The sequence below is a fragment of the Chitinophaga sp. genome (assembly GCF_036566945.1).
Classification (GTDB): Bacteria; Bacteroidota; Bacteroidia; order Chitinophagales; family Chitinophagaceae; genus Chitinophaga.
In genome coordinates this window covers 1-11,503 of the sequence record NZ_DATCVJ010001015.1, presented here as the reverse complement: position 1 = coordinate 11,503, position 11,503 = coordinate 1, and the positions used below count along the sequence as shown (strand labels likewise).

7 protein-coding genes are annotated in these 11,503 nt (G+C 45.6%); 3 read left to right on the top strand and 4 right to left on the bottom strand.

Features of this window, described 5'->3' with window-relative positions:
- Both VIP81_RS30375 and VIP81_RS30370 read right to left on the bottom strand, forming a co-directional pair.
- A partial coding sequence (locus tag VIP81_RS30375; RefSeq protein WP_414649423.1) for a zinc ribbon domain-containing protein occupies window positions 1–447 on the bottom strand: 447 nt, incomplete at its 3' end.
- 3 nt (window positions 448–450) lie between these two features.
- A complete protein-coding gene (locus VIP81_RS30370) occupies window positions 451–1,545 on the bottom strand; it encodes a Nif3-like dinuclear metal center hexameric protein (RefSeq protein WP_331970763.1) in 1,095 nt (364 codons plus the stop codon).
- Window positions 1,546–1,605: 60 nt separating this feature from the next.
- Between VIP81_RS30370 and VIP81_RS30365 the strand changes: the two genes are divergently transcribed.
- A complete protein-coding gene (locus tag VIP81_RS30365; protein WP_331970760.1) occupies window positions 1,606–3,117 on the top strand; it encodes a carboxypeptidase M32 in 1,512 nt (503 codons plus the stop codon).
- Between the two features lie 169 nt (window positions 3,118–3,286).
- Here VIP81_RS30365 and VIP81_RS30360 read toward each other — a convergent pair whose 3' ends face one another.
- Together VIP81_RS30360 and VIP81_RS30355 are read right to left on the bottom strand one after the other, a co-directional pair.
- Window positions 3,287–3,979 carry a rhodanese-like domain-containing protein gene (locus VIP81_RS30360; protein WP_331970757.1) on the bottom strand — a complete coding sequence of 231 codons (693 nt, stop codon included), beginning with the start codon at window positions 3,977–3,979 and terminating at the stop codon, window positions 3,287–3,289.
- Window positions 3,961–4,560, bottom strand: a complete 600-nt coding sequence (locus VIP81_RS30355) for a methyltransferase (RefSeq protein WP_331970754.1) — start codon at window positions 4,558–4,560, stop codon at window positions 3,961–3,963. Before VIP81_RS30355 ends, VIP81_RS30360 begins: the two co-directional genes overlap by 19 nt.
- Before the next feature lie 128 nt (window positions 4,561–4,688).
- On the opposite strand from VIP81_RS30355, the gene VIP81_RS30350 reads away from it, so the two are divergent.
- A complete protein-coding gene (locus VIP81_RS30350) occupies window positions 4,689–9,563 on the top strand; it encodes a PKD domain-containing protein (protein WP_331970750.1) in 4,875 nt (1,624 codons plus the stop codon).
- Window positions 9,564–9,725: 162 nt separating this feature from the next.
- Window positions 9,726–11,503, top strand: a 1,778-nt coding sequence (locus tag VIP81_RS30345) for a PKD domain-containing protein (RefSeq protein ID WP_331970747.1), incomplete at its 3' end; no start/stop codon positions are given.

Below are 11,503 nucleotides of genomic sequence, written 5' to 3'. Positions count from 1 at the left end.
ATGCTTCAGATTCGCTTCTTTATCAGCTACCGCTTTCTTAGCTACTTCCAGGACACGGCTCTTCTCTTTAATCTCTTCGTTAGCATCCTTGATATGCTTTTCAGCCAGCTTGATTTCCAGCGCCTGCATCTCCATTTCTTTGGTGATGGCTTCAAACTCACGGTTATTCTTCACATTATCCTGCTGCTTCTCGTACTTCTTGATCAGCGCTTCGGCTTCTTTGATAGCGTTCTTCTTGCTGGCAACGAAGTCCTGTATACCTTTCATCTCATTCTCGATATGAGACTGGCGGGTGTTCAATCCTTCGATCTCGTCTTCCAGGTCTTTTACCTCCATCGGCAACTCCCCTTTCAGCACCTGGATTCCATCCAGCTTGGAATCAATCTTCTGTAATCTGAGTACAGACGCTAATTTTTCTTCAACGGAGTATTCTTTTACGGTTGCCATGTATTATAAATAATTTACCGGGTTTGTTTTAATCGTAGATTTAAGAGGCGCAAAATTACGGAATTTTTCAGTCAATATATGATAAAATAATTCTACTGTAAACTGCTCGCTCTCAAAATGTCCAATATCTGCTATAATTAATTGATTATCAGCATCAAAAAATTCATGGTATTTAAAATCCGATGATATATAGGCATCCGCGCCTGCCGCTATCGCCTGCTTTAACAGGAAACTTCCTGCTCCTCCACACAACGCCACCTTTTTTACGGATCGGCCCCGCAAAGGGGTATATTTCACACAACCTGTCTGAAACTGCTGCTTCACATATTGTAAAAATTGCATCTCTTCCATGGCCTCCGGCAAAACACCCACTAATCCCGAACCCACCTGCTGATAAGCATTATCCAGACTCACAACATCATATGCCACCTCTTCGTAAGGATGGGCGCTCTGCAGCGCCTTCAAAATTTTACCTTCCAAATATACCGGAAAAATTACTTCCAACTTTATTTCTGCCTCAAAATGTCTTTTTCCAGGCGTCCCTACATAAGGGTCCGTTCCCTCCGCTCCCTTGAAAGTTCCCTGCCCTGCCCCGTTAAAGCTACATTCACTGTAGTTACCAATATTTCCCGCACCCGCCTCAAATAAGGCCGTCCTTACGGCTTCAATATCTGCCTCCGGCACAAAAGTGTACAACTTTTTCAGCAATCCCCGTTTCGGCTGCAGCACGCGGCACTCCTCCAATCCCAGCATAGTCGCCATCTGCGCACATACGCCGTTCCGCACATTATCAAGGTTGGTATGCGCCGCATACACCGCTATATCATTTTTGATGGCTTTAATGGCCACCCTTTCCACATAACTATTCCCATTAATTTTCTTCAGCCCCCCAAAAACAATCGGATGGTGGGCAATCACCAGGTTACAGCCCCTCGCGATGGCCTCGTCTATTACCGCCTCTGTGGCATCCAGGGTCAGCAAGGCATTCGTCACCTCCCGGTCTGCCTGCCCAAAAATAAGCCCCGCATTATCGTAGCTCTCCTGGTACTGCAAAGGAGCAAACTGCTCTATCACCTGTATGATCTCTTTTATTTTCATATCTGCAAAAATTAATGGTTCATTCCCGGCATCTGCTAAATTTGCAAAAAAATAAGTTTTATGCCCGGAAGCAAATCTACAGCAGAACAATATGCGGATTACAAAATAAAAATGCAAAAAATTGCAGACGTAAGAAATGCCCTGGCAGTACTGGGCTGGGATCAGGAAACCTATCTCCCTGAAAAAGGCGCCGGATTCCGTGGTCAGCAGATCACCACCCTCAGCACCATTGCCCACGAATTATTTACTGCCCCGGAACTGGATGCCGTACTCCAGGCCCTCAAAGGCAATACCACTACCGATGCCGTAGCGCAGAAAAATATCCTGCTCTCCACAGAAGATTTTGAAAAAAATAAAAAATACCCGGCCACTTTCGTGGCTGAAATGTCTACCGTCACCAACGAAAGTTATCATGCCTGGGTAAAAGCACGCAAAGCCAACGACTACAGCATCTTTGCACCAGCCCTTTCCAGAATGATTGCCCTGAAAAGACAGGAAACCGATATCCTCGGTTATGAAGGCCATCCCTACAATGCTCTGCTGAATGAATATGAGAAAGGCGCCAATACCCAAATGCTGGACACCATCTTCAATGAAGTAAAAACAGCCCTCTCTCCGCTGCTCACACAAATAGAACAACAACCTGCTGTTAATAAAGATTTCCTTCATGCCCACTATAACCGGGACGCGCAATGGAAATTCGGTATCTCCCTGCTGGAAAACATGGGCTACGATATGCAGGCTGGCCGTCAGGATATTTCAGAACACCCTTTTACCACCAGCTTTAATCCCCAGGATGTAAGGGTAACCACCCGCATCGATGAAAATGATTTCGGTAACATGACCTGGAGCTGCATCCATGAAGGCGGACATGCTCTCTACGAACAGGGACTTCCGACCGAACAATACGGCTTACCTTGTGGCGAAGCCACCAGCCTCGGTATCCACGAGTCACAGTCACGGCTATGGGAAAATAATGTGGGCCGCAGCCTCCTCTTCTGGCAACATCATTACCCACGCCTGCAACAACTTTTCCCGGAAAATTTAAGCCAGGTATCACTGGAAGATTTTTATAAGGCCATCAATAAAGTACAGCCCTCGCTCATTCGCACAGAAGCCGATGAACTGACCTACCATTTCCATATCATGATCCGCTACGAAATTGAAAAGGGCCTGATAGATGGCAGTATTGCTGTAAAAGACCTGAAACATACCTGGAATGAATACTACCGTCAATACCTACACGTAGAAGTACCGGATGATGTACAGGGCGTATTGCAGGATATCCACTGGTCACACGGCAGCTTTGGTTACTTCCCCACCTATTCCCTCGGTAGTTTTTACGCAGCGCAATTCTTTACCGCCGCACAAAAACAGGTGCCCGGATTAGATAACAGCATCGCCACCGGTAATTACCAGCCACTACTGGAATGGTTGCGTCATAACATCCATCCTTTCGGCAGATTTTATACCTCCAGTGAATTATGTAAAAAAGTAACCGGGAAAGAATTGGTATTCGGGGATTTCCTGGAATATGCAAAGAAGAAGTACGGCGGGATCTATAATTTATAAACGCGAATTTTGTCTTTCCCAGGATTATACTGATTATACTGATTTTGATGATTTTTTGTTTTCAGGAAAATCTTACAAAATCAAAAAGTAAAAATCTGGAAAATCAGTATAATCAGTATAATCCTGGGAAAGACAAAAAACCGCGAAAATCATCTACCTAAGGCAAGCTCTAAAACCCGGCTAATCGCTCCAGCTCCGCCAACTCCATCACACCTTCTTTTCTCCCCACTTCTTTTCCATCTTTATAAAAAATAAAAGTAGGCAACTTGCCGGCGTTAATCGCTTTCATAACATCCTGGTCTTTACCACCATCAACAAAAACTTTTTTTACCTGTTGATGTTTTTGGAAGAATTTTTCCAACACCGGTTCCATCTGTTTACACGGAGGACACCAGGCTGCGCCTACGTCTGTCAGCACCCATCCTTTTGAAAGCGCCGCTTTGTTATAATCTGCAATACTGAGCTGCGGCTGTTTATCGGCCACACCATCTAAAGGCTTGCCCGCTTGTTTCCACGCGTTAATACCCCCCTCCAGTTCTACCACCTGTCCAAACCCATTTTCTCTCATCCATTTGGCTGCAGCACTGCTACGACCACCACTCAAACAATAAATGTATACCGGCTTCTTCTTATCCAGGTATTGCACCCTGTCTTTGAACTCTTCTTTCTTTGTATAATCTGCCTGTAATGCATGTGGCAAATGTCCGGTGTTAAATTCACCGGCGGTACGTACATCAAATACCTGTATACCAGATTGTTGAATATCCTTATCAAATGCGGCTGCATCCTCGGACTGTTTTTGTTGTGCCATCAGGAAACTCCCTGGCAGCAATACCATGGCTATTAATAAGAATCTGCGCATAATTTTTCCAGTTTCGGCATAAAGTTAATAAACAGTTCACATCCTTGTCTGGCCGGATGCGAATTATAACAAGGGTATAAAGTTTTGAACTCAAAATATGGGGCAAATAATTCCCGGTATTCCGATTCAGCACCACCAAAAGGCGGACCTTCCTGTGCAAAGGTTCTGTTAAATAATACACCGGTAAGGTGACCACCGGGTTTAAGCAGCGAATGCATATGTTTCACATAGTCTGCTCTGCGTGAAGGTGGTAGGGCACAAAAGAATGTTTGCTCCAATATAAGATCATAACTCCCTTTATGTGCAAAAAAGTCTTCTTCCAATACCTTCACACGGGTACGGGCAAACGATTTTTGCAGTTGCGCTACCAGTACCGGCGCAATGTCCAGTACGGTCACATCGCTGAAGGCCTGTCCGACCAGGTAGGCGGCTTCATAACTATTGCCTCCACCGGGAATGAGTATACGAACATCGCGGTCATGCACCTGGTCAATATACGCTTTCAACGGAGGCGACACGGCTCCCATATCCCAACCGGTATCGCCATTAACATACCTGTTATTCCAATACTGACTATCCATATCCTGCATCTTTTAAGCTAAGTTACGGCCATTCAGCCACATACATAAACCTATCGCTTTTCCAAACATTATTACTATTTTTATACTTTGAATATACCTATGAACCGGCTTTAACGCCAACCTATGCCATGAAAAGCCTACTCAATTATTTGCGGATTGTCATAAGACATTTTTTTTGTGGTCTGCTGCCTGTAATGGCCATGGCTTTTTCCGCCCATGCGCAATCCGTATCCATTAAGGCAGATAAACTGGCTGCCTGTCCGCCGTTTCTGGTTAACTTCAGCGCCACAATGGATCCCGGCTATACAAACATGGAATGGGATTTTGGATTGGGGGCCAATGTGGCCAATAACCTCACCCCTTCAAAAACATTCCAGAATCCTGGTATCTATCATGTAAAAATGACGGCCACCTACGGACCCGCCAATGTAATTGTCAAACAGATTGACATACAGGTATACAATAAGCCTACCGCTAAATTTACTACCAGCAGTTCTACCGGATGCGCGCCCTACATGGCTACCTTTCAGGATCAGTCAACTCCCGGCGATGGCACCATCGCCGACATCACCTGGGACTTTGGCGACGGGGGCGGCGCCGTAGGAGTAAATGTTCCGCATACCTATACACAGGCTGGTACCTTTAACGTCATCAGTGCCGTAACTAATAGCATGGGATGTTCCAGTACCGGCGGCCCCGTATCTGTAAAGGTACAAAGTGCGCCTGCTCCGGTATTTACAGCCGACAGAACACAAAGTTGCACCACACCTTTTACTGTAAATTTCTTCAATAACACTATCAATAATTCTCCCGACCCGGTTACCTACACCTGGGATTATGGCGATGGTACCACCGGCACAACTAACCAACACACCTATACGAAAGAAGGAAAATTTACGGTGAAGCTAACTGCTACTACCAGCGGTGGCTGTTCTGCACTATTAACCAAAACAGATTACATCGTTATCGCAAAAGTGAAACCGGCATTTACTTTCTCTTCACCTTGCGCAGGACAAGCGGTTACTTTTAAAAATACCACACAGCCAACGCCGGATATGGTTACCTGGGCTTTTCCGGACGGCACCACCCAAACCACCACCGATGCAGTAAAACAATTTACAACGCCTGGTGATTACCTTATTAAAATGCAGGCCACATTAGGCAGCTGCATGGAAGAAATACAACAAACGATTCACGTCAATCCGGTACCAGATATTGATCCGGTGGCCACACCGATAAGTGCCTGTACAACGCCTTTTACCACGCAATTTAATGCACAGTCTTCCAATGCTACTTCCTGGAGCTGGAACTTCGGCGACGGCACCACTGCCACCACTGAAAATCCTTCCCATACTTATACCCAAGAAGGGACCTTTTCCATTAGTCTCACCGCCACTAACGCATTGGGATGCACTAAAACCGTCAGCAAACCTGATTATATCAATATCATAAAACCAGATCTTTCTATCTATCGGAGTGTAGCGGAAGGCTGTATTCCGTTGCCAGTCGATTTTTATGCAGAAGTAAATATTCCTGACCCTATTGTAAGCTACCAGTGGAATTTTGGTGACGGTACTACATCTACTGCCGCAAAGCCTACGCACGTTTTCACCAAAGAAGGCATCTTCTACGTAAACTTAACCGTTACCACCGCAGGCGGCTGCATTGCCACTGGTCAAACCATTATTACGGCAGGCATTAAACCGGTGGTTGATTTCATCGCCACACCATTGAAATCCTGTGCTAAAGATCCGGTACAGTTTACCAACTTATCGGTACCCCGTGGTACTTCCTGGATCTGGACTTTTGTACAGGATAACAGCAACAGTACAGAAGAAAACCCTAACCACCGGTTCAATGAAATTGGCAATCACGACGTGATCCTGGAAGTAAACAATTATGGTTGCAGAACACAATTGATCAAAAGAAATTATATCCAGATTATTCCACCAATAGCCCGTTTTACTACCACACCGGATTGCATAGATCCATACCATCGAAAGTTTACAGACAACTCCACGTTTGGTCCTGTTCCTACTCCTGTGCAAACATGGTTATGGGAATTTGGCGAAAACGGCGCTACGGCTACAGATCAGAGTCCGGATTTCACCTATCAAACCACCGGTATTAAACAGGTAAAGCTCACCATCGATAATGGCATCTGCACCAGTACCTATACCTTATCTGTGAATATTATAGATGAGAAACCGGTAATTACTCCCGACAAACCGCGTATATGTAAAACGGAACAAATCAATATCAGTCTGGGGCCGCTGAATAATGATAATATCAATGAATATAAATGGGATTGGGGAGATGGAAGCCCGATACAGGCTATCCAGGCATTTAACTTTGATCCGACCAAAGGAATTGCTCATCAGTATAATAAAACCGGCACCTTCACCATCAAACTTACCATCACAGACAAAAATGGTTGTATTAAAGATGCGCCCGTTGTATCCATTGACGTAAACGGTAGTGATCCAGATTTTGATTACACCGGCAAAAGATGTAAGGACGAAATATTTACATTCACAGATAAATCAACTACCAACACAGGCAATCAGATACTCAACTGGGAATGGGATTTTGGTGATGGCAGTAGTAAAGAAAACTATGCAGTACAACCACTGGATATCAAACATACCTATACTAACGCCAACGATTACACGGTTTCATTGACGGTCACGGATAAATTCAGCTGCATATCCCAAATCCAGAAAGTAATTCCCTTTGACCGTGTGAAAGCGGATTTCATGGTGCCTACCAACATCGCCTGCCTGGACAAATCATTTACTTTCGTAGACCAGTCTCAGGGCAACGTGCAGTCTTACGCATGGGATTTTGGCGATAATACGGTAGGTACCGGCAACAAACCAGTAAAAATATACAGTATCCCGGGCACCTATAACGTGGTACTGAAAGTAACCACCACTGCCGGTTGTACGGACGAAATCACTAAAACAAATGTGATCACCGTACCAAATCCAAAAGCATCCTTTACCATTCCCACTGACCTGGATCTATGTCCGCCGGTAAAAGTATTATTCACCAATACCTCCACTGATTATAAAAATGCCAATTGGGATTTTGGGGATAATGGTACTTCCACCAAAAACAATCCGGATGTACATATTTATGCGCGTGCCAGAACATACGATGTAGTGCTGACCGTATATTCAGAAGGCGGCTGTTCCAGTACCGCTACCTTACCCATTACCATCAAAGGACCTGACGGCACCATGAAAACAACTCCCACACAGGGTTGTGTACCATTGGATGTTAGCATCAGTGCTACCTCCGTTAAAACCGACAGTTATATGTGGGACTTTGATGATGGTACGGTACTAACTTCTACCACACCTGTTTCTCCTTCACATACTTATGTTAAATCAGGTATTTATTATCCGAGGGTATCCCTGCTGGATAACCAGGGATGCGTAGTGAAGGCAGAGGGGAATGATAAAATTATTGTGGATAAAGCCACGGCAGATTTCTCGACCAATGATTTCCAGGCTTGCGGTGGCGGCTTGGTAACGTTTACCAATAACAGTAAAACACTGACAAAAGACTCGCTCGCACTGGATTTCACCAACGCGTGGGATTTCGGCGTACCGGGCAATCCTGATAACACTGCCAGCACTGCAGATGGTAAATTTACTTATCCACAGCCCGGAACAACCAATGTAAAGCTGGTGGTAACAAGTGCTTACGGCTGTATAGATGAAAAAATACTACCGGTGGTGATTCCACCACAGCCTGTGCCCGTGATAGCGCCTATCCTGCCTTTATGTGTGTCGGGGAAAATACAATTATCCGGTACTGATACCAAAAATATACCGGGCACTAAATGGCTATGGCAGGTAGGTGCAAACCAAACCTTTAATCAGCCGACACCTCCTGAAATTACCCTGAGCAGCCCGGGTACAGTGCCGGTGGTATTAACCATTACCAATACCGATGGTTCCTGCCCTGCTACCACTACCGCCAGCATGGTGGTAAATCCTTCGCCTATACTGAATCCATCACCGGGCACCGCTGCGATATGTAAAGGAAGTGTACTGCAACTGCAGGCCAATACCACCGCCAACGTTACCGTACAATGGACGGATTATAATATTTCGGATGCTGCCAGTGTTTCACCACAGGTAAAACCGGATATCGATACTGTATACCGCGTTACCGCTACTAACGAATATGGGTGTACGAATAAGGGAGAAATACCCGTAACAGTCACCCAACCTTTTCATATTTATGCACAGGACGCGGAAATATGCGCGGGAGAAAGTGTAAAAATGAATGCCGGTGGTGCATTGCGCTACCAGTGGATTCCAGCCAGGGGACTCGATCGGGCAGATATACCCAATCCAACAGCTACGCCCGATGGCAACATCACTTATCAGGTGGTAGGATATAATAACAGTGCCTGCTTTAGTGATACAGTACTGGCCAGAATATATGTTCGTACGGCCCCGGTTATAAATGCCGGCCCGGATATCGTCACTGCTACGGGGTCCATCATTCCATTACCGGTAACAGGCAGCGATGACATTATCAGAATAGAATGGACACCTGTGAAAGGACTCAACTGCTATGATTGTCTAACGCCAACGGCTACTCCTACAGACGACATCACCTATCACGTAAAAGTGACGAATCAGTTTGGCTGCACGGCCACAGACGACATTACGTTGAAACTGGTATGTGATGAAGGAAGCATCTTCATTCCCAATAGCTTCTCCCCTAACGGCGATGGCCAGAATGATGTTTTTTATGTACGGGGACAGGGGATGCAAACCATCCGCACCTTCAGAATATTTAACCGTTGGGGACAAGTGGTGTTTGAGCGTACCGGTGTTAATTCAAATGATCCCTCCAAAGGCTGGGATGGTAAATATAAAGGGACCGTTCTGAATCCTGACGTATTCGTGTATTATGTGGAAGTAGTCTGCGACAAGGGCGCAGTGAATTTGCTGAAAGGAAATGTTACGCTGATCAGATAATCTCCAGGTTTTCGCATTTTTCGGTACCGGAAATGGTGTTTTATGCCGTCATGGAGGCATAAAACACCTCGAATATCAAAAAATCTGAAAATCAAAAAATTTATATATGTATTTTTTGTTAATTTGTGGAGCTATTTAGTTAATGGAAAACCTGTGTACCCTATGAAATACCTACAGGCCAAGTGTTTATGCACATTGCTGCTCCTGATATCTCTATTGCAGGCAAATAACTTATTGGCGCAGAAAGCGGATTTCACCTATACAGCTGCGCCGGGTAGCCTGTGCACGCCCGTTACGATTACGCTAAAAAATACAAGTACCGGTACCCCCATTGCCTATAACTGGGATTTTGGCGATGGCAGAACATCACATGATATTGATCCTCAGGTTACTTATACTACCGGAGGCCCTATAAAAATTACACTGGAAGCAAAATACCAGGTAATAGGCGGCGTTATTACCAGCACTTACTACCGGACCATGGTCATAGGCAGTACCCCGCAGGTAGCCTTTTCTGCAGATGTCACTAAAAGCTGTAAAGTATATACCGCCAATTTCACGGATGCCACTTTAGATGCTACCAGCCGCACCTGGGATTTTGGAGACGGTACCGTGGTGACTACCAGCAACGCCTATATGTCGCATAGTTATATCCGTGCGGGCAAATTTGACGTTACACTCTCCGTTACTAACAGCAACGGCTGTACAGCAACACTGAAAAAGCCTGCCTATATCGATATCTCACTGCCGGATATCACACTGTCCACGCCACTGTCTGGCTGCGTACCTTATACCGCCGCCTTTACCGCCACCTCCGCCAATGGCATCAATGATCCGGCAACTTCCTGGGCCTGGAATTTTGGAGATGGCAATACACAAACAACCGGCAACGGCAACGTTAATCACATTTATACACAAACCGGCACTTATAATATAGGCGTTACCGTTACCACACAAAACCAGTGCGTTATCACCAAATCATTCGATAAATATGTTCATACCGGTAATCCGCCTACCAATGTAAGTTTCAGCGTATCGCCCACCAATACCTGTGTGGGAGATCCGGTAAGACTGCTGGCTAACGCCAGTTACGCAGACACCTATAGCTGGGATTTTGGCGATGGGACCACAGATGAAGGCAGCAATAATGATATCAGACATTCCTTCAATGCCAATGGTACGCTGACGGTAAAAATGAAAGCCGGCAGCAATGGCTGTTTCACCGCCGCTACACCAGCTACAGTAGTCGTAACAGGCCCGGTATCACAATTCAATGTGGTGCGTGACTGTACCGATAAAAGCAAATTCATCTTCACCAATAATTCCATTGGTACGGATGCCAATACCACCTACGAATGGGACTTTGGAGATAATACACCGCTGCTGAATACCAGAGATGCTGTACATAATTATACTACCCCTGGTAACTACACGGTTCGTCTTACTATCGGAGAAAATGGTAATAATTGCCACCATAGCAGCTTCCAGGCAGTCTATTATTTCAGAGCAGATTTTACCGCCGGTGTCAGCGCTATTTGTCGTGGTAGCAAAGCGACCTATGAAGTGCTGAATGTGCCACTGGGACTGGTATCCAGCTATACCTGGCAGTTCGGCGACGGCGAAGTATATACCACTACCAACCAAACCTATGTAAAAACATGGGCCACAAAAGGTACCTACAATAATCAACTCACCATTCATTATAAAGACGCCGCCTATTGCGACGACATCGTCACCAAGCCAAACGATATTGACATACTGGCGCCGGTAGCCGATTTCACCACCGGACCGGCTACGTGTGCAGGGCAACCGGTATCTTTTATTAACACCACCGTCACCTCCCCCAATATCCCTATCACCGACTGGAACTGGGACCTGGGCAACGGACAAAAATCGACTTCGCAAACCCCTCCGGGGATGAAGTATACCGCTTCCGGCGG

What these genes read in the sequence shown, in the direction of transcription:
- VIP81_RS30365 (WP_331970760.1), top strand. Translation starts at nt 1,606, where the DNA reads ATGCCCGGAAGCAAATCTACAGCAGAACAATATGCGGATTACAAAATA.
- VIP81_RS30360 (WP_331970757.1), bottom strand. Translation starts at nt 3,979, where the DNA reads ATGCGCAGATTCTTATTAATAGCCATGGTATTGCTGCCAGGGAGTTTC.
- VIP81_RS30355 (WP_331970754.1), bottom strand. Translation starts at nt 4,560, where the DNA reads ATGGATAGTCAGTATTGGAATAACAGGTATGTTAATGGCGATACCGGT.
- VIP81_RS30370 (WP_331970763.1), bottom strand. Translation starts at nt 1,545, where the DNA reads ATGAAAATAAAAGAGATCATACAGGTGATAGAGCAGTTTGCTCCTTTG.
- VIP81_RS30350 (WP_331970750.1), top strand. Translation starts at nt 4,689, where the DNA reads ATGAAAAGCCTACTCAATTATTTGCGGATTGTCATAAGACATTTTTTT.